The sequence below is a fragment of the Amycolatopsis sp. NPDC005232 genome (genome assembly GCF_040607795.1).
GTDB lineage: Bacteria > Actinomycetota > Actinomycetes > Mycobacteriales > Pseudonocardiaceae > Amycolatopsis.
The window spans coordinates 60,775-78,400 of record NZ_JBEXHL010000042.1 but is presented as its reverse complement, the minus strand read 5'-3'; the positions used below and the strand labels follow the sequence as shown (position 1 = coordinate 78,400).

Annotated in this window: 14 protein-coding genes; 5 read left to right on the top strand and 9 right to left on the bottom strand. The window is 70.1% G+C overall.

Features of this window, described 5'->3' with window-relative positions:
- The first annotated feature begins 261 nt into the window (after positions 1-261).
- Together ABZU76_RS44870 and ABZU76_RS44865 are read left to right on the top strand one after the other, a co-directional pair.
- The gene (locus ABZU76_RS44870) at positions 262-1,221 is read left to right on the top strand and encodes a chitinase (RefSeq protein WP_220238769.1); all 960 of its coding nucleotides are present in this window, start codon (positions 262-264) and stop codon (positions 1,219-1,221) included.
- 94 nt (positions 1,222-1,315) lie between these two features.
- The gene (locus tag ABZU76_RS44865) at positions 1,316-2,200 is read left to right on the top strand and encodes a MarR family transcriptional regulator (protein ID WP_354882481.1); all 885 of its coding nucleotides are present in this window, start codon (positions 1,316-1,318) and stop codon (positions 2,198-2,200) included.
- 358 nt (positions 2,201-2,558) lie between these two features.
- Here the strand turns inward: ABZU76_RS44865 and ABZU76_RS44860 are convergent, their stop codons facing one another.
- The 9 genes from ABZU76_RS44860 to ABZU76_RS44820 all read right to left on the bottom strand — a co-directional run bounded on the left by ABZU76_RS44860 (position 2,559) and on the right by ABZU76_RS44820 (position 12,773).
- Positions 2,559-2,825 (bottom strand): hypothetical protein, encoded by a 267-nt coding sequence (locus tag ABZU76_RS44860; RefSeq protein ID WP_220238767.1) that lies wholly within the window; start codon positions 2,823-2,825, stop codon positions 2,559-2,561.
- 104 nt (positions 2,826-2,929) lie between these two features.
- Positions 2,930-3,535, bottom strand: a complete 606-nt coding sequence (locus ABZU76_RS44855; protein ID WP_220238766.1) for a TetR/AcrR family transcriptional regulator — start codon at positions 3,533-3,535, stop codon at positions 2,930-2,932.
- Entirely contained in the window at positions 3,535-4,338 is an 804-nt protein-coding gene (locus ABZU76_RS44850; protein WP_354882501.1) for an NAD(P)-dependent oxidoreductase, read from the bottom strand. The genes ABZU76_RS44855 and ABZU76_RS44850 overlap by 1 nt, the downstream gene beginning before the upstream one ends.
- A gap of 53 nt (positions 4,339-4,391) precedes the next feature.
- Positions 4,392-5,558, bottom strand: a complete 1,167-nt coding sequence (locus ABZU76_RS44845) for an acyl-CoA dehydrogenase family protein (RefSeq protein ID WP_354882478.1) — start codon at positions 5,556-5,558, stop codon at positions 4,392-4,394.
- Positions 5,555-7,522, bottom strand: a complete 1,968-nt coding sequence (locus tag ABZU76_RS44840; RefSeq protein ID WP_354882475.1) for a biotin carboxylase N-terminal domain-containing protein — start codon at positions 7,520-7,522, stop codon at positions 5,555-5,557. The genes ABZU76_RS44845 and ABZU76_RS44840 overlap by 4 nt, the downstream gene beginning before the upstream one ends.
- A 10-nt stretch (positions 7,523-7,532) precedes the next feature.
- On the bottom strand, positions 7,533-9,134 hold the full coding sequence (locus ABZU76_RS44835; protein WP_354882472.1) for a carboxyl transferase domain-containing protein: 1,602 nt from the start codon (positions 9,132-9,134) through the stop codon (positions 7,533-7,535).
- Positions 9,131-10,279, bottom strand: a complete 1,149-nt coding sequence (locus ABZU76_RS44830) for an acyl-CoA dehydrogenase family protein (RefSeq protein WP_354882498.1) — start codon at positions 10,277-10,279, stop codon at positions 9,131-9,133. Before ABZU76_RS44830 ends, ABZU76_RS44835 begins: the two co-directional genes overlap by 4 nt.
- Positions 10,279-11,985, bottom strand: a complete 1,707-nt coding sequence (locus ABZU76_RS44825) for an acyclic terpene utilization AtuA family protein (protein WP_354882469.1) — start codon at positions 11,983-11,985, stop codon at positions 10,279-10,281. The genes ABZU76_RS44830 and ABZU76_RS44825 overlap by 1 nt, the downstream gene beginning before the upstream one ends.
- Positions 11,982-12,773 (bottom strand): TIGR03084 family metal-binding protein, encoded by a 792-nt coding sequence (locus tag ABZU76_RS44820; protein WP_354882466.1) that lies wholly within the window; start codon positions 12,771-12,773, stop codon positions 11,982-11,984. Before ABZU76_RS44820 ends, ABZU76_RS44825 begins: the two co-directional genes overlap by 4 nt.
- A 165-nt stretch (positions 12,774-12,938) precedes the next feature.
- On the opposite strand from ABZU76_RS44820, the gene ABZU76_RS44815 reads away from it, so the two are divergent.
- From ABZU76_RS44815 to ABZU76_RS44805, 3 genes are all read left to right on the top strand, one after another.
- On the top strand, positions 12,939-13,778 hold the full coding sequence (locus ABZU76_RS44815) for an enoyl-CoA hydratase-related protein (protein WP_354882463.1): 840 nt from the start codon (positions 12,939-12,941) through the stop codon (positions 13,776-13,778).
- On the top strand, positions 13,775-14,374 hold the full coding sequence (locus ABZU76_RS44810) for an acetoacetate decarboxylase family protein (protein ID WP_354882460.1): 600 nt from the start codon (positions 13,775-13,777) through the stop codon (positions 14,372-14,374). The genes ABZU76_RS44815 and ABZU76_RS44810 overlap by 4 nt, the downstream gene beginning before the upstream one ends.
- Before the next feature lie 244 nt (positions 14,375-14,618).
- A complete protein-coding gene (locus ABZU76_RS44805) occupies positions 14,619-17,615 on the top strand; it encodes a ribonucleoside-diphosphate reductase subunit alpha (RefSeq protein WP_354882457.1) in 2,997 nt (998 codons plus the stop codon).
- Positions 17,616-17,626 lie beyond the last annotated feature (11 nt).

The following is a 17,626-nucleotide window of genomic DNA, read 5'->3' as shown; positions in this document are numbered from 1 at the left end:
GTCGGATCGGCCGGGGGCCGATCCGACCGCACAATCCGGAAGCCGGCTTAAAGGCGATCTCGCACGCCCCGGCGGAGCCGGGGCCAACAACACAGTGGGTTTTTTTCTTCCCATTCTGAGACCTTGACACTTCCTAATGGTCTAGTCCATTGTGACGGAGCACATCCCACCGCGTGCTCCTTCGAGTTGATACCGCCGAATCAAGCATCGGAGGTGCTCCACACAAGCGCGCTCACGCGTGCGTCCCACGTTGGAGGACCAATGAAACCCCTGCGCCGTCTGGCCACCGTCGCGCTCGCCGCGGGCGCCGCGCTGGCCACCACCCTCGGCCTCGCCCCGTCGGCGCTCGCCGCGCCGGACCCTGTGCTCGCTTCGCCGTACCTGTACCAATGGGGCGGGCAGACCGACCCCGCCGCGGCCATGTCGGCCACCGGAGTGAAGGCGTTCACGCTGGCCTTCATGCTGTCCGACGGCGGCTGCAACCCGAAGTGGGACGGCAACCGCGACCTGAACGGTTCGGATGCCGCCCTGATCCAGAAGATCCGCTCGGCCGGCGGCGACGTGATCCCGTCGTTCGGCGGCTGGTCGGGCACCAAGCTCGGCTCGCAGTGCGGGTCGCCGGAAGACCTGGCCGGCGCGTACCAGAAGGTGATCGACGCCTACCAGCTCAAAGCGATCGACCTCGACATCGAGAACACCGACGAGTTCGAGAACGCGACGGTGCAGGACCGGATCCTGAACGCCGTGAAGATCACCAAGCAGAAGAACCCGGGTGTGCGCGTCGTCATCACGATGGGCACGAGCCCGCAGGGCCCGACCGAGTGGGGCAGCCGCCTCATCACGCAGGCCAAGGCGATCGGCGCGAACGTCGACGTCTGGTCGGTCATGCCCTTCGACTTCTCCGACGGCGGCGACATGGCCGCGATGACGAAGTCGGCCGTCGACGGCTTGAAGGACCAGCTGAAGTCCGCGTTCGGCTGGAGCGACGACGAGGCCTACCGGCACAGCGGCCTGTCGTCGATGAACGGCAAGACCGACAACGCCGGCGAGAACGTGTCCGTCGCGAACTTCACCTCGATCCGCGACTACGCCTCGAGCCACCACCTCGGCCGCTTCACGTTCTGGGCCACGAACCGCGATTGCAGCGGCGGCGGCGAGTGCAGCGGCATCGACCAGGAGAAGTACGCGTTCACGAAGATCGTGGCCGGGTACCAGGGCTGAGCTGCCTGAAGACGGGGATCCCTTGGTTTCGGGGATCCCCGCTTCTTCCGGTCGATAGTAGCCATGGACATAGTATCCATGTACATTATCTTTTATGCGCCTCGAGAACCCGACCACCGGTCACCTCGTGTGGCGGCTGTCCATGAAGTGGCGGGCGGCCGTAGACCGGACCGTGAAGCCGCTCGGCCTGACGCACGCCCAGTACTCGCTGCTGGCGACGCTCACCGGCCTCGTGGTGCGCGGGGTCCGGCCGAGCCAGCGCGAGCTGGCCGACCACACGGGACTCGAGGCGCTGCACGTGTCGAAGCTGGCGCGGGCGCTCGAACAGGCCGGCCTCGTCACCCGTCCCCCGGACCCGGACGACCCGCGCGCGGTGCGGCTCGACCTCACCGCCCGGGGCCACGAGGTGATCACCGAGGCGATCGCCCTCGTGCGCGACCTGCACGAGGAGCTCACGGCGGACCTCGGCGGCTCCCGCAGCTCGCGGACCCGCCGGTTCCGCCACACCCTGCAGACGCTGCTGGGTGAAGACCCCACCGGAAGCGAGAAGACCATGACCACAGCCCGTGCCGTCGGCGGCCGCGACCTCAACCTGGCCGCCGCCGCGTCTCGTTCCCTGCTCACCGCACTGCTGGACCGCGAAGGTCTGGACTTCACCGAATACGTGGTCCTGCGGACGGTGGCCAATGGCGCCCAGCCCGCCGACACCTTGGTGGAGACCATCGCGGCGACGGCGGTCGCGCCCGCCGAGGTGGTGCGCTCCGTGGCGGACCGGCTCGTGTCGGCGGGTCGGCTGACCAGTGGGGACGTCGTCGACGTCACCCCGGCAACGCGCGACCTGGTCGAACGCCTGACGACGGACTCGACCGCCGCCGGCGATCGGCTGTTCGCGGGCATCGCCCCCGAGGACCTGGAGGCGGCGAAACGCGTCCTCGACACCGTGACGGCACGAGCGGGCGAGATCCGCTCACAGCTCTGACGGCGGAGTCCTACCGCGGGCGGGGTGGTCCGACCTCATCGGCCGCACGCCAGTCTGACCCCAATGCGGCGTTGGTTGCGCTCAACGCACCCAATGCGGCGTTGGTTGCGCTCAACGCACCGAACGCCACATTGGGGTGCTTTGGCACCTACCCAAGCGCCGCCGGCAACGCAACCAAGCCCTGCACCCAGACTCGCCCCTGCAAACCAGTGTGCGGAATGGTCGAACCGCGCGGGGTCACGACCGGACCGCTCGCGCTCAAACCCGAACCCTGGCCGGAGGCACCTACACCCCAGCCAAGGGACTACCCGAACGGGTGAGCGAAACCTTCACCCGTTCGCGAGACCGCGTGGTCACCTCAGGCGGCGACGGTGATCTCCAGCGCGGCGTGCCCGGCCTCGGTCAGCTCGGCGGGCACGCGGCCCGCGGCGTCCTGCACGGCGGGGCGGATGTAGCCGCCGTGTGCGAGGTTGTGGGCGGTCATCTGGTCGCAGCAAGCGAAACCGTCGATGAAGAGGTCGGGCTCGCTGCTCGTGGTCATCTCCGCGCGGTGGGCGGCGACCGCCCTGAGCATCGCCATCGCGCGGTGCGTCAGCTCGACTGCCGCGTCTTCTGAACCGGACACCGGTACCGACCTTCTTCCTGGTGGAGCCACTTACTCGGAGTCATCGTCCGTTGGGCCGAATGTGTTAACAACCACATCGTATTAGGCCGAAGTTGTGACGTTCACTAGGCCTCGCCGGTTCCGGACAGTCGCGTCTCCAGAGTGTGGGCCCACTCCCGCACGATCTGGCGCCGGCGGCGGGTGTCGTCGGTCAGCAGGTTGGCGAGGCCGAGGCCGCGGGCCAGGTCCAGGGTGGCCTGGACCAGCTCGCGGACCCCGGGCTTCGCCTCGTCGACGCCCAGCAGCTCCACCGTCACGCGGTGCGCCTCGCGGCCGACGCGCGCCTCGAGCGGCACCAGCGTCGACCTCAGCTGTTCGTCGCTGGAGGCCACGGCCCACAGCTGCAGCGCGGCGCGAAACAAGGGTCCGGTGTAGAGGTTGAGCACCATCTCCACCACCCCGAAGATCCGCGACGCGCCCGTCGGCAGGCTGTCGGCCTTCGTCCGCAGCTCGGTGATCTGCGACTCGCCTAGCAGCTCCACGGCCGCCGCGACCAGATCCTCGCGCGTCGGGAAGTGGTGCTGCGCGGCGCCGCGTGACACGCCGGCGCGTTCGGCGATCACGGCCACCGTGACGCCGTGCCAGCCCCGCTCGCCGATGCAGTCCATCGCGGCCTCGATCAGCCGCCGGCGAGTGGTGCGGCTGCGCTCCTGCTGCGGTTCGCGGAGCATCAGGCCGGATCGACCCAGAAGTCGAGCTGCAAGTCCGCTTCCGACGACCCGATCCGGTACTTCGACAGATCGGTGACGCCCTCGGCCGCGAGCACCTCGTCGTCGAGGAAGAAGTTGCCGGTCGTCGAGCGGCTGGGCCGGGTGAGGATCGCGTACGCGGCGTCGGCCATGATCTCCGGCGTGCGGCTGCGGTCGGCCAGCTCCGCGCCCACGATGTTGCGGATCGCCGCGGTGTCGATCGTGGTGCGCGGCCACAGCGAGTTCGCCGCGATGCCGTCGTTCTTCAGCTCCGCCGCGAGCCCGACGGTCACGAGGCTCATCGAGTACTTCGCGATGCTGTAGGCGAGGTGCCCGGCCGTGAACCACTTCTCGTCGAGGCTGATCGGCGGCGACAGCGTGAGCACGTGCGGGTTGGCCGACTTGCGCAGGTGCGGGATGGCCAGCTTGGACAGCAGGAAAGTGCCGCGCGCGTTGATGTCCTGCATCAGGTCGTAGCGCTTCATGCTCACCTGCTCGGTGGGCGTGAGGTCGATCGCGCTCGCGTTGTTCACCACGATGTCGATGCCGCCGAACTGCTCGACGGTCTTCGCCACCGCGGCGGCCACGCCCTCGTCGTCGCGGACATCGCCGAGGATGGGCAGCGCCTTGCCGCCGGCCTTCTCGATGGCCTCGGCCGCGGTGTAGATCGTGCCGGGCAGCTTCGGGTGCGGTTCGGCGGTCTTGGCCAGCAGAGCCACGTTCGCGCCGTCGGCGGCCGCGCGCAGGGCGATCGCCTCGCCGATGCCGCGGCTGCCGCCGGACATGATGATCGTGCGGCCCGCCAGAGACCTCTCAGTCTTCTCAGACACACTCACTCCTAATAGGACTTCGGCAGCCCGAGGGTGTGCTGCCCGACGAAGTTGAGCACCATCTCGCGGCTCACCGGCGCGATCCGCCCGAGTCGCACCGCGGTCACGAGCGTGCCGAGGCCGTACTCGGTCGCGAGCCCGTTGCCGCCGTGGGTCTGCACGGCCTGGTCCACGGCGTGGATCGCGGCCTCCGCGGCGGCGTACTTGGCCATGTTGGCCGACTCGCCCGACGCGAAGTCGTCCCCGGAGTCGTAGAGGGAAGCTGCCTTCTGCGTCATCAGCTTCGCCAGCTCCAGCTCGATCTTGATCTGGGCAAGCGGGTGCGCCAGCCCCTGGTGAGAGCCGATCGGCGCGCCCCACACCTGGCGCTCGTTGGCGTACGCCACCGCTTTGTCGAGCGCGTAGCGCGCGGTACCGAGCGAGAACGACGCGCCCATGATGCGTTCGGGGTTCAGGCCCGCGAACAGCTGCGCGATCGCCGCGTCCTCCTCCCCTACCAGCGCTTCGGCCGGCAGGTGGACGTCGTCGAGGAACAGGCCGAACTGCTTCTCCGGCGAGACCAGGTCCATCTCGATCTGCTTGAACTCGAAGCCCGGGGTGTCGGTGGGCACGATGTAGAGCGCGGGCTTGAGGCGGCCCGACTTCGCGTCCTCCGTGCGCCCGACCACGAGCACCGCGTCGGCCTCGTCGACGCCGGAGATGAACACCTTCCGTCCACTCAGGACCCAGTCACTGCCGTCGCGGCGCGCGGTGGTGGTGATCTTGTGCGAGTTGGACCCGGCGTCGGGCTCGGTGATGGCGAAGACCATCTTCTTGCTGCCGTCGGAAATTCCCGGCAGCCACTGCTTCTTCTGCTCGTCCGTGCCGAAGCGCGAGATCACCGTGCCGCAGATCGCCGGAGAGACGACCATCAGCAGCAACGGCGAACCGGCGGCCGCGAACTCCTCCAGCACCGCGGCGAGGTCGGCGATGCCCGCACCGCCGCCGCCGTATTCCTCGGGCAGGTTCACGCCGAGGTAGCCGAGCCGGCCGGCCTCGTCCCACAGCTCGACGGTCTTCTCGCCCGAGCGGGCTTTCTTCGAGTAGTACTCGTGCCCGTACTTGCGCGCCAGTTCCGAAGCCGCCTTGCGCAGCGCCACGCGCTCCTCGGGCTCGACGAAGTTCATCGCGTTCATGCTCGTTCTCCCACCACAGCTTCTCCCACGACAGCCAGAATCGTGCCGACCTCGACCTGCAACCCGACCTTCACCGGCAGCTCGGTGACCACGCCGTCGGCGGGGGCCGCGATCCGGTGTTCCATCTTCATCGCCTCCAGCCACAGCAGCGGATCCCCCGCCGCCACGGCGTCGCCCACGCCCACCGCCAGCCGCACGATCGTGCCCGGCATCGGCGCGACGAGGGAGCCCGCGGCCAGCGCCGCCGACGGGTCCGCGAACCGCGGCTCCGCCGTGAACGCCACCGAGCCGAGCGCGGAGTCGACAAAGGACTTTTCGCCGTGCCGCGCGACGGTGAACGTGCGTCGCACACCCGCCACGTCGAGCACCACCCGGCCCGGCTCCGCCGAGACCAGACGCACGTCGTCGTGCCCCTCGGCCCGCAGGCCGTCCCGGGTGACCGAGTACAGGACCTCATGGGTCGTGTCCCCGCGCGTGAAAACCTTGCGCTGCCCCACCGAACGCACGTTGCGCCAGCCGCTGGGCAGGCGACCCAGGGTGGTCGCGGCCGCGCGGTTGCCCGCGGCGCCGGCCAGTGCGGCGGCGAGCGCGGAGAGCTTTTCCCCGTCACCGCTGACCAGCGGCTTCGCGAGCGTGCCGAGGCCGTGGCGGTCGAAGAACGCCGTGTCGGTCTCGCCCGCGAGGAAAGCCTCGTGGCGCAGGATGTTCACGAGCAGGTCGCGGTTGGTGACCACGCCGTGGATCTTCGCCCCGGCCAGCGCGGTGGCGAGCCGGCGGGCGGCCTCGTCGCGCGTCGGCGCCCACGTGATGACCTTGGCGAGCATCGGGTCGTAGTGCACGCCGACGACGGACCCGCTCTCCACGCCGGAGTCGAGCCGCAGCCCCGCGCCGTGCGTGAACTCGCGGTCGACGCCGGGCACCTCGAAGGTGTGCAGCGTGCCGCTCTGCGGCTGCCAGCCCGCAGCCGGGTCTTCGGCGTAGAGGCGGACCTCGATCGAATGTCCTTGCGGCGCGGGCGGTTCCGGCGGCAGCTTCGCGCCCTGGGCCACGGAAAGCTGCAGCGCCACGAGGTCGAGGCCGGTGACGTTCTCGGTCACCGGGTGTTCCACCTGCAGGCGGGTGTTCATCTCCAGGAAGTAGAACCGACCGTCCGGCCCGGCGAGGAACTCCACCGTGCCCGCGCCGACGTAGTCGATGGCCAGCGCGGCCTTGCGCGCCGCGTCGAACAGCTCCGCGCGCATGGCGTCGTCGACGAACGGCGACGGCGCTTCCTCCACCACCTTCTGGTGCCGACGCTGGATGGAGCACTCGCGCTCCCCCACCGCCCACACCGTGCCGTGGCTGTCGGCGAGCACCTGCACCTCGATGTGGCGGCCCGTCTCGAGGTAACGCTCGCAGAACACCGTCGGGTCCCCGAACGCGGAACCGGCCTCGGCCCGGGCGCTCTCGACGGCCTCGGCGAGCTCACCCACCTCCCGGACCACCCGCATCCCGCGACCGCCGCCGCCGGCGGAAGCCTTGACCAGCAACGGCAGATCGGCTTCCGTCACCGTGGCCGGGTCCAGTTCGGACAGGACCGGCACACCGGCAGCGGCCATGATCCGCTTCGACTCCACTTTGGAGCCCATCGTCTCGATCGCGGCGGGCGGCGGGCCGACCCACGTGAGCCCGGCGTCGAGCACGGCCCGCGCGAACGCGGCGTTCTCCGACAGGAACCCGTAGCCCGGGTGCACGGCGTCGGCGCCCGCGTCGGCCGCGGCCTTCACGATCAGCTCCGCGCGCAGGTACGTCTCTCCCGGCGCGTCTCCCGGCAGACGGACCGCGACGTCGGCCTCGCGCGTGTGCGGGGCCGCGGCGTCGGCGTCGGAGAACACGGCCGTCGTGCCGATGCCGGCGTCGCGGCAGCTTCGGAACACGCGGCGGGCGATCTCGCCGCGGTTGGCGACCAGCAGGTTGTGGATCACGACTGCACCCCTACATCCGGAAGACGCCGAAGCCACCCTCGGCGCCCTTCACTGGTCCGTTGTGGATCGCCGACAGGCTCAGGCCGAGCACCGTGCGGGTGTCGCGCGGGTCGATGATGCCGTCGTCGTAGAGCATGCCCGAGAGGAACATCGGCATCGACTCGGCCTCGATCTGGTTCTCGACCATGGCGCGCATCGCCGCATCGTTCTCCTCGCTGTAGTCCTGCCCCCGGCTCGAGGCCGCCGCACGCGCCACAATGGACAGCACGCCGGCCAGCTGCGCCGGACCCATCACGGCCGACTTCGCACTCGGCCATGCGAACAGGAACCGCGGGTCGTAGGCGCGCCCGCACATGCCGTAGTGCCCGGCGCCGTAGGACGATCCCATGAGGACGGACAGGTGCGGCACCTTGGAGTTCGACACGGCGTTGATCATCATCGCGCCGTGCTTGATGATGCCGCCCTGCTCGTACTCCTTGCCGACCATGTAGCCGGTGGTGTTGTGCAGGAAGACCAGCGGGGTGTCGATCTGGTTGGCCAGCTGGATGAACTGCGCGGCCTTCTGCGACTCCTCGCTGAAGAGCACGCCCTGCGCGTTGGCGAGGATGCCGACGGGGTAGCCGTGGATGTTCGCCCACCCGGTGGTCAGGCTCGACCCGTAGAGCGGCTTGAACTCGTCGAAGTCCGACCCGTCGACCACGCGGGCGATCACCTCGCGCGGGTCGAACGGCACCTTGAGATCACTCGGCACGATGCCGAGCAGGTCCTCGGGATCGAACAGCGGCTCGGCGTACCCGGTCCGAGGCGCCGGCCCCTTTTTGTGCCAGTTGAGCCGCTTGATGATACTGCGGCCCAGCCGGATCGCGTCCTGCTCGTCGGCTGCGAGGTAGTCGGCCAGGCCCGAGGTGCGGGCGTGCATCTCGGCGCCGCCCAGCGACTCGTCGTCGGACTCCTCGCCGGTCGCCATCTTCACCAGCGGCGGCCCGCCGAGGAACACCTTCGCGCGTTCCTTGACCATCACGACGTAGTCGGACATGCCCGGCAGGTACGCGCCGCCGGCAGTCGAGTTGCCGAAGACCAGCGCCACGGTGGGTACCTTCGCGGCCGAAGACCGCGTGAGGTCGCGGAAGATCCGCCCGCCGGGGATGAAGATCTCCTTCTGCGTCGGCAGGTCCGCGCCGCCGGACTCGACGAGGTTGATCACCGGCAGGCGGTTCTGCGCCGCGATGTCGGCCGCGCGGAAGCTCTTCTTGGTGGTCCACGGGTTGCTCGCGCCGCCCTTGACCGTCGGGTCGTTCGCGGAGATCAGGCACTCCACGCCCTCGACCACGCCGATGCCGGTGATCACGCTCGCGCCCACGCGGTAGTCCGAGCCCCACGCGGCCAGCGGCGAGAGCTCCAGGAACGGCGAGTCCTCGTCGATCAGCAGCTCGATCCGTTCGCGGGCCAGGAGCTTGCCGCGCTTGCGGTGGCGCTCCACGTACTTCTCGCCGCCACCGGCGACGGCCTTGGCGTGCTCGGCGTCGATCTCGGCGAGCTTCTCGAGCATGGACTCGCGGTTCGCGGCGAACTCGCCGGCCCGTGTGTCCACGACAGACCTCAGTGCGGTCATGCGGTGTATCCCAATCGCTTCGCGGCCAGGCCGGTGAGGATCTCGGTGGAACCGCCGCCGATGCCGAGGATGCGGACGTCGCGGTAGTGCCGCTCCACTTCGGACTCGCGCATGTACCCGAGCCCGCCGTGCAGCTGCACGGCCTCGTTCACCACCCATTCGGCGGCTTCGACGGCGGTGTTCTTGGCGAAACAGGCTTCGGCGATCACTTCTTCGCCGGAGACGTGGCGCACGGCGGTCTGGCGCGCATAGGTGCGCGCGACGTCGGTCTTGCGCGCCATCTCGGTGAGCTTGTGCTGCACGACCTGGCGCGAGATGAGCGGCCTGCCGAACGTCTCGCGCAGCCGGCACCAGTCGAGCGTGAGGTCGAGCGCGCGCTGCGCGTGGGCGTAGGCCTGCACGGCGAGCGAAAGCCGCTCGGTCACGAACTGGGTGGCCACCTGGGCGAAGCCACTGTTCTCGGCGCCCACGAGGTTCTCCACCGGCACCCGGACGTCCACGTAGGACAGTTCGGCGGTGTCGGACGCGGCCCAGCCCATCTTCTCCAGCTTGCGCGACACCGTGAACCCGGGCGTGCCCCGTTCGACCACCAGCAGGGAAATACCGTGCGCGCCCTCGCCGCCCGTGCGGACGACCGTGGTCACGAAGTCGGCGCGGCAGCCGGAGGTGATGAACGTCTTGGCGCCGTTGACCACGTACTCGTCACCTTCGCGCACGGCGGTGGTGCGGATGCCGGCGACATCGGACCCGCCGTCGGGCTCCGTGACGGCCAGCGAACCGATCTTCGTGCCCGCGAGCGTCGGGCGCACCCAGCGTTCGACCTGCACCGGGTCCCCGGCCTCGGCGATGTGCGGCACGGCGATGCCGCACGTGAACAGCGACGCGAACAGGCCGCCGGAGCCGCCCGCGTAGTGCATCTCCTCGGCGACCACGAGTGCGTCGAGGTAGTTGCCGTCGCCACCGCCCACGGCCTCGGGGAACGCGACGCCGAGCAGCCCGAGGTCCCCGGCCTTGCGGTGCAGCTCGCGCGGCAGCTCGCCCGCGCGTTCCCAGTCGTCGAGGTGCGGCAGCACGTCCTTCTCGACGAACCGCCGCACGGTCGCGCGCAGCTCCTTGCGTTCCGGCGTGGCGAACGGGTCCACGATCACAGCAACGCCTCCGGCACGTCGATCTCGCGCGCCCGCAGCCATTCGCCGAACGCCTTGGCCTGCGGGTCGAACCGCGCCTGCGAGGCCACGCCCTCGCCGAGGATGTCCTCGACCACGAAGTTCATCGCCCACAGGTTCGGCAGCAGGTGCCGGGTCACGGGCAGCTGCGCCGTCTCCGGCAGCAGCAGGCGGAACTCGGTGACGGTGAGCCGGTGCACGAGCCAGCGCCACGCTTCTTCCGAGCGCACCCAGACGCCGAGATTGGCACTGCCGCCCTTGTCACCGCTGCGCGCGCCGACCACGCGGCCGAGCGGGACGCGGCGGACCGGCCGGTCCGGCAACGGCTCGGGCAGCGCGGGTTCGTCCACTTCGGTCAGTGCTCGGGTCTTGGCGGACGGTGCTATGTCGACACGTCGACCATCGGTGAGCACCGCGATGTGCGGTACCTCGCCGGCGTCCACAAAGGCCGCCGAGTAGACGCCGTACGGCGACGCGTCCGAAGGCGGGGCGGTCACGTGGAAGCCGGGGTAGCTCGCGAGCGCCAGCTCTACCGCGGCGCCGCTGAACGCGCGGCCGGCGATCTTCGGGTCCGCGTCCTTCACCGCGACGTGCAGCAGCGCGCTGGCTTGTTCCTCGGTGTCGGCGTCGCGGTGGTCCGTGCGCGCGAGCGTCCAGCGGACCTCGGCGGGGGGCTTCCGTTCGAGCGCCGTCTCCAGCTGCTCGCGCACGAGCGCGGCCTTCTCCTCGATGTCGAGGCCGGTGAGCACGAACGTGGTCTCGTTGCGGAACCCGCCGAGCCGGTTCAGCGCGACCTTGAGCGTGGGCGGCGGGGCCTCGCCGGTCACGCCGCTGATGCGCACGCGGTCGGGGCCGTCCTCGGCCAGCCTCAGCGTGTCCAAGCGCGTGGTGACGTCGGGGTTCGCATAGCGGGCGCCGGTGATTTCGTACAGCAGCTGCGCGGTGACCGTGCCCGTGCTCACGACCCCGCCGGTGCCGGGGTGTTTCGTGATGACGCTGGACCCGTCGGCGTGGATCTCGGCGATCGGGAACCCGGGCACGCCGATCGGCTGCTCGCGGAAGAACGCGTAGTTGCCGCCGGTCGCCTGCGCGCCGCACTCGATCACGTGCCCCGCGGCGACGGCGCCGGCCAGCGCGTCGTAGTCCTCGCGCGTCCAGCCGAAGTGGGCGGCGGCGGGCCCGACGATCACCGACGCGTCGGTGACACGGCCGGTCACGACCACGTCGGCGCCGGCGTTCAGGCACTCGACGATGCCCCACGCGCCGAGATAGGCGTTGGCGGTCAACGGTTCCTTGAAGCCCAGCTCGTCGGCGCGCCCGATCAGGTCGTCGCCCTCGACGTGCGCGATCCGCACGTCGAGGGCGAGCTTCGCAGCCAGCTCACGCAACGCCGTCGCCAGGCCCGCGGGGTTGAGGCCGCCCGCGTTGGCGACGATCTTCACGCCCTTTTCGTTGGCCAGCGCCAGGTTCTCCTCCATCTGGCGCAGGAAGGTCTTGGCGTAGCCGCGTTCCGGGTCCTTCATCCGGTCGCGCCCGAGGATGAGCATGGTCAGCTCGGCGAGGTAGTCGCCGGTGAGCACGTCGAGCGGCCCGCCGGTCAGCATCTCGCGCACGGCCGAGAACCGGTCGCCGTAGAAGCCCGACGCGTTCCCGATCCGGATCGGCGCCCGGTTCACGCGGCTCATGCGAACTGCCCCGGCTTCCGGCCTTCACCGGGAGGACCGGCGAACGCCTGCGCGATGGTGAGCCACTCTTCGACGTCGGCGCCGGTCGCGACCAGGTCCGTGTCCGCGGGGTGGCGCCGCTGCGTGATGACCAGGCAGAAGTCCACGGCGCTGCCGGTGAGCCGCTGCTCGGCGTCCTCGGGCCCGAACGCCCACGTCGTGCCGTCCGGCGAGGCCAGCTCCACGCGGAACTCCACGGGCGGCGGCGCCAGGGAGTTGAGCTTGAAGGCGAAGTCCCGCGTGCGCGTGCCGAAGCGCGCGATGTGCCACAGCCGGCCGGTCGGCTCGCGGGCCAGCCCCAGCGCGTCGAACACGTCCTGGCCGTGGGCCCAGGTCTCCATCATCCGCGCGGTGGCCATGGACGCGGCGCTCATCGGCGGCCCGTACCAAGGCAGCTTCTGCCCGGCGGGCACGGCGGCGAGCGCTTCGGACAGCGCCGCCCGCCCGGCGCGCCACTGCGCGAGCAGCTCCTGCGGCGGCGTCGCGGCGGCTTCCTCCGCGGCGAGGTCGACGTAGTTCTCCCCCACCCTCAGCAGGTGCTCGACCTCGGCCTGCCACTCCTCGGGCCGCGCCGCGGCGATCAGCGCCTTCGAGTCCGTCCAGGCCAGGTGCGCGATCTGGTGCGCGACCGTCCACCCTTCCGCCGGTGTCGGCCTGGCCCACCCCTCGGGCGGCAGCCCGGCCACCACGTCGTCGATCGCCTGTGATTCGGCAGCCAGATCCCCGAGGATCACGCCGAGATCAGCCATCCTGCGCCTCCATGCGTCCTCTTGTAAGCACTACGCGCTCAGGCCCACCCTCGCACCCCGACCGAGGAAAAATCAAGCGCGCCTGATTGTTTTATCCTCCGATCGAGCGCCGAGCCGCTATTGACACGTTGCCAGTAGTACCCGCGTTGTCCTACCGTTCCAGCCATGAGCACCTACGCGGACATCACCTACGAGGTCGCCGAGCGGATCGCGACGGTCAAGCTGAACCGGCCCCAGGCACGCAACGGCTACACCGTGCGGATGGCCGACGAGCTGGGTGACGCCATGGACCGCGCCGACCGCGACGAGGACGTGCGCGTGGTCGTGCTCACCAGCACCGGCAAGGACTTCTCCGTGGGGGCCGACCTGTCGTCCGGCGGGTTCGACTTCGAGCTCGGCGAGGGTCCGCCCGACGGCTGGCAGGAGCCGGCGGGCCGCTGCTCCAAGCGGATCTTCACGATGAACAAGCCCGTGATCGCCGCGTTGCGCGGCGCGGCGGTGGGCGGCGGCATCACGATCACGCTGTCGTGCGACTACCGGTTGGCGGCCGACGACTCGAAGTTCGGCTTCGTCTTCACTCGCCGCGGGATCTACCCCGAAGGCGGGTCCGCGTGGTTCCTCCCCCGGCTCGTCGGCATGGGCACGGCCGTGGACTGGATGGTGAGCGGACGCGTCTTCGGCGCCGAAGAGGCGTTGCAGAAGGGGCTGGTGCACAGCGTCCACCCGCCGGAAGCCGTGCTGGACAAGGCTTACGAGCTCGCGCGCGACCTCGTGGCCAACACCGCGCCCGTGTCGGTCGCCGTCACGCGCCAGCTGCTGTACCGGATGGCGTCGGCCCCGTCGCCGTTCGAGGTGCACGAGCTGGACTCGAAGCTGATCGGCGGGCTGCCGACCAATCCGGACGCGGTCGAAGGCGTGTTGTCGTTCCTGCAGAAACGCCCACCGGAGTTCAAGCTCCGCGTCGACCACGACCAGCCGGACTACCTGCCCTGGATCGAGGAATGACCGCCTACCCGCCCGAACCGTGGCACCTCGCGGGCCAGGCGCAGCTGTCCGCGTGGCTGCTCCCGGCCGGCAAACTGCCGGAACTGCCCGAAGGCGCCGAACCCGTCATCACCGGCGGCCACGCCGCGGTGTTCACCGCGTGGATCGACTACCGCGCGCCCGGGCGGCTCGGCTACCACGAGCTGCTCGCCGCCGTCGCCGTGCGCGGCGGCCTCACCGCGTCGATCACCGACATCTGGGTCGACAGCGAGGTCTCGCTCGCGGGCGGGCGCGAGCTGTGGGGCATCCCGAAGGACCTCGCGACGCTCGAGTTCAGCGGCGACCGCGAGTTCACCGCGGCCACCGGCGACCGCTGGATCGCCACCGCCGCGTTCTCCCGCCGCGCCGGGCTGCCGGCCGCGCTGCCCGCGCGATTCGAGATCGCGCAGACGCTCGGCGGGCGGCTCAAGCGCAGCCCCGTCACGTCGCGTGCGAAGCCGCACGTGGCCGCCGCCGACTGGTCCGTGAACCCCGCCGGACCGCTCGGCTTCCTGGCCGGACGTCGCCCGATCGTGAGCGCGAGCCTGCGCGACTTCACCCTCGTCTTCGGCGGCTGAACCGCCCCCGACCAGCCGCTCTGAGTGATCGACTAACCCGCGAGGGTGAGCCCGCGACACGCCACCCCTTGGGGCACGTGCAAGCCCGAACCCCTAGATGTAGTCTCTGTGGACCGGCAGCCCCCAGCGACGGGGAGACCGCTCAGGAAGGGCAGCCGGGCCGATTTGAGAAACAGCAGCGCACGGCCTTGTGAGGCCGTGCGCCGATGAAGCGCGCCCATTTTCGACTTCGTTGGAGACCCGCATGTCAGTGGAAACCGATCAGCGTCCGCCCTCGTCGGCGGACTCGGCTCCGAGCGCGGTCCGCGTGATCCGGCGTGACGGCAGCGTGTCGCCGTTCGACGCCGGCAAGATCAGCGTGGCCCTCACCAAGGCCTTCCTCGCCGTGGAGGGCGGCGACGCGGCCGCTTCCTCGCGCGTGCACCACGTCGTCGCCGAGCTGACCGAACAGGTCGAGGCTTCCCTGCTGCGCCACGCCGGCCCCGAGCCCGCCTTGCACATCGAGCAGATCCAGGACCTGGTCGAGCTCGCCCTGATGCGCGGTGAGCACCACAAGGTCGCCCGCGCGTACGTGCTCTACCGCGACGAGCGCTCGAAGGCCCGCGAGGCTGCCACGCCGGCGCCCGCCGAGGCCGCGATCAGCGTCAAGGGCACCGACGGCTCGCTGCGCCCGCTCGACTGGGCCCGGGTGTCCCACGTGGTGGGCGAGGCCGTGGCCGGGCTCGAGGACGTGTCCGCCGAGCCGGTGCTGGCCGAGGCCAAGCGCAACCTCTACGACGGCATCAGCGCCGACGAGCTCGCGCTCGCGCAGATCATGGCCGCCCGCGTGCTCGTCGAGCAGGAGCCGAACTACTCGTACGTGAGTGCGCGGCTCCTGCTGGACAAGCTGCGCGGAGAGGCCCTGAGCTACCTCGCCGGCCGCGCTCGCCTGGCCAGCCAGGACGAGATGACCGCCGAGTACCCCGCGTACTTCCGCACCTACCTGCGCCGCGCGGTCGAGCTGGAGCTCGTCGACGGCGAGCTGCTCACGTTCGACCTCGACAAGATCACCGCGGCCATCCACGCCGAGCGTGACCTGGACTTCGGGTTCCTGGGCTTGCAGACGCTGTACGACCGGTACTTCCAGCACCACAACGGCACGCGCTTCGAGCTGCCGCAGGCGTTCTTCATGCGCGTGGCCATGGGCCTGGCCATCCGCGAGGACAACCGCGAAGCCCGCGCGATCGAGTTCTACGAGCTGCTCTCCACCTTCCACTTCATGGCCTCGACGCCGACGCTGTTCAACTCGGGCACCACGCGCGCCCAGCTCTCGTCGTGCTTCCTGACCACTGTGGACGACGACCTGGACTCGATCTTCCAGGCGTACAAGAACAACGCGCTGCTGGCCAAGTACTCCGGCGGCCTCGGCAACGACTGGACCCCGGTGCGCGGCCTCGGCGCGCACATCAAGGGCACCAACGGCCAGTCGCAGGGTGTCGTACCGTTCCTCAAGATCGCCAACGACACCGCCGTCGCCGTGAACCAGGGCGGCAAGCGCAAGGGCGCGGCGTGCGCGTACCTCGAGACGTGGCACGTGGACATCGAGGAGTTCCTCGACCTGCGCAAGAACACCGGTGACGACCGCCGCCGCACGCACGACATGAACACGGCCAACTGGGTGCCGGACGAGTTCCTGCGCCGCGTCGAGGCCGACGCACAGTGGACCCTGTTCTCCCCCAACGAGACGCCGGACCTGCACGACCTCTACGGCAACGCGTTCGCCGAGCGCTACCGCGAGTACGAGGCCGCCGCCGACCGCGGCGAGATCAAGGTCTTCCGCCGCCTGCGCGCCGTCGACCTGTGGCGCCGCATGCTGACGATGCTGTTCGAGACCGGCCACCCGTGGATCACGTTCAAGGACCCGTGCAACCTGCGCTCGCCGCAGCAGCACGTCGGCGTGGTGCACTCCTCGAACCTGTGCACCGAGATCACGCTGAACACCAACATCGACGAGGTCGCGGTCTGCAACCTCGGCTCGGTGAACCTGCTCAAGCACGTCACGCCCGAAGGCCTCGACACCAAGCGCCTCGAGAAGACCGTGCGCACCGCGGTCCGCATGCTCGACAACGTGATCGACATCAACTTCTACACGATCCCGGAGGCGCGCCGCTCCAACCTGCGCCACCGCCCGGTGGGCCTGGGCATCATGGGCTACCAGGACGCGCTGTTCGAGATCGGCGTTCCGTTCGCTTCGCAGGAGGCCGTGAAGTTCGCCGACCTCAGCATGGAGCACGTGTCCTACTACGCGATCTCCGCGTCGACCGACCTCGCCGAGGAGCGCGGCCAGTACCAGACGTTCGAGGGTTCGCTGTGGAGCCGCGGCATCCTGCCGATCGACTCGATGCAGCTGCTGATCGACGCGCGCCAGGGCGACGCCCTCGCCGTCGACACCTCCACGACGCTGGACTGGGCGCCGCTGCGCGAGCGCGTGAAGACCGTCGGCATGCGCAACTCCAACGTGATGGCGATCGCGCCGACCGCGACGATCTCCAACATCTCCGGCGTCGGCCAGTCGATCGAGCCGCTGTTCCAGAACCTGTACGTGAAGTCGAACATGTCGGGCGACTTCACCGTGGTGAACCCGCACCTGGTCAAGAGCCTCAAGGCCCGCGGCCTGTGGGACGAGGTCATGGTCAGCGACCTGAAGTACTTCGACGGCAGCCTCGGCCAGATCGACCGCGTGCCGGACGACCTCAAGGCGCTCTACGCCACCGCGTTCGAGATCGAGTCGAAGTGGATCGTGGACGCGGGCTCGGTCCGGCAGAAGTGGATCGACCAGGCGCAGTCGCTGAACCTCTACATCGCGGCGCCGAGCGGGCGCAAGCTCGACGAGCTGTACCGCTACGCGTGGCACAAGGGCCTCAAGACCACGTACTACCTGCGCGCGCAGTCGGCGACGCACGTGGAGAAGAGCACCCTGCGCGGCACCGACGGCAAGCTGAACGCGGTCTCGGCCGCCCCGGCCGCCGCCGCTGCTCAGGCTGCTCCGGCCGCGACGCCGGCCCCGGCGCCTTCGCCCACGCCGTCGCCTTCGCCCTCGGCCGCTGTCCCGGCGAGCCCCGCCGCGGCCGTGCCCGCCGCGGTCCCGGCCGCCAAGCCCGCCGAGCCGAAGGAAATGCCGAAGGTCGACGACATCGACTTCGTCGCCACCGAAGGCGCCGCCTGCCGCATCGACGACCCCGACTGCGAAGCCTGCCAGTGACCTCCTCGTGA

Bases quoted from the DNA above. Each gene is read 5' to 3' on its own strand.
- ABZU76_RS44865 (WP_354882481.1), top strand. From the start codon at position 1,316: ATGCGCCTCGAGAACCCGACCACCGGTCACCTCGTGTGGCGGCTGTCC.
- ABZU76_RS44825 (WP_354882469.1), bottom strand. From the start codon at position 11,985: ATGAGCCGCGTGAACCGGGCGCCGATCCGGATCGGGAACGCGTCGGGC.
- ABZU76_RS44835 (WP_354882472.1), bottom strand. From the start codon at position 9,134: ATGACCGCACTGAGGTCTGTCGTGGACACACGGGCCGGCGAGTTCGCC.
- ABZU76_RS44870 (WP_220238769.1), top strand. From the start codon at position 262: ATGAAACCCCTGCGCCGTCTGGCCACCGTCGCGCTCGCCGCGGGCGCC.
- ABZU76_RS44850 (WP_354882501.1), bottom strand. From the start codon at position 4,338: ATGTCCGGCGGCAGCCGCGGCATCGGCGAGGCGATCGCCCTGCGCGCG.
- ABZU76_RS44805 (WP_354882457.1), top strand. From the start codon at position 14,619: ATGTCAGTGGAAACCGATCAGCGTCCGCCCTCGTCGGCGGACTCGGCT.
- ABZU76_RS44810 (WP_354882460.1), top strand. From the start codon at position 13,775: ATGACCGCCTACCCGCCCGAACCGTGGCACCTCGCGGGCCAGGCGCAG.
- ABZU76_RS44855 (WP_220238766.1), bottom strand. From the start codon at position 3,535: ATGCTCCGCGAACCGCAGCAGGAGCGCAGCCGCACCACTCGCCGGCGG.
- ABZU76_RS44815 (WP_354882463.1), top strand. From the start codon at position 12,939: ATGAGCACCTACGCGGACATCACCTACGAGGTCGCCGAGCGGATCGCG.
- ABZU76_RS44820 (WP_354882466.1), bottom strand. From the start codon at position 12,773: ATGGCTGATCTCGGCGTGATCCTCGGGGATCTGGCTGCCGAATCACAG.
- ABZU76_RS44845 (WP_354882478.1), bottom strand. From the start codon at position 5,558: ATGAACGCGATGAACTTCGTCGAGCCCGAGGAGCGCGTGGCGCTGCGC.